Genomic DNA, 718 nt, shown 5'->3' with positions numbered 1-718 from the left:
CGCGGCCCACGGTCACGGTCGTCACGCCGGCCGTACCCACCCCCACGGTTGTCGTTACGGCGGAAACCACCACGGTCACCACGGTCGTCACGCCTGTCGTCCCGACGGTCGTCACGCCGGTCGTCACGCCGGAAGGCAGGGCGGTCACCCCGATCGTCGCGCCGGAACGGGGGGCGTTCACCACGGTCGTCACGCCGGAAGGCAGGGCGGTCACCGCGGTCGTCGCGACGGAACCCACCCCGGTCGCCGTCGTCCCTGCGCGGCCCACGGTCACGGTCGTCACGCCGGCCGTACCCACCCCCACGGTTGTCGTCACGGCGGAAACCACCACGGTCACCACGGTCGTCACGCCGCTCGCCGCGCTCTCCGCGGTCGCCTCGGTCGCCGTCACGACGACCGTAGCCGCCACGGTCGTTGTCGCGGCGGAAGCCTCCACGGTCTCCACGACCCCCGCGCTGACCGCCGCGGTCGTTCCGGTCGCTCCGGTCCCCCTCCCGTCGCCGCTGGTCGCGCTCCGGTCGGTCGTCGGGAGAGTTGGTGGACATGGTGACTCCTGTCTTCGGTACCGCAAGTCATTCTCGCGCAGCCGGGTGCCCAGCGCGCACTGCAAAAACAAAAAGGACCCTTGGTCCCAGCTGAACGCTGGGACCAAGGGTCCTGAAGAATTGTTCGGCGGTGTCCTACTCTCCCACAGGGTCCCCCCTGCAGTACCATCGGC

1 protein-coding gene is annotated in these 718 nt (G+C 70.5%); it reads right to left on the bottom strand.

The window, feature by feature from the left end:
* A partial coding sequence (locus ACFU3E_RS38380; protein ID WP_384169453.1) for a hypothetical protein occupies positions 1–445 on the bottom strand: 445 nt, incomplete at its 3' end.
* Positions 446–718 lie beyond the last annotated feature (273 nt).

Origin of the sequence: Streptomyces sp. NPDC057424 (assembly GCF_042803315.1) — a bacterium.
GTDB lineage: Bacteria > Actinomycetota > Actinomycetes > Streptomycetales > Streptomycetaceae > Streptomyces.
The sequence above is the reverse complement of the archived record's forward strand: the minus strand, read 5'-3'. Positions and strand labels throughout refer to the sequence as shown.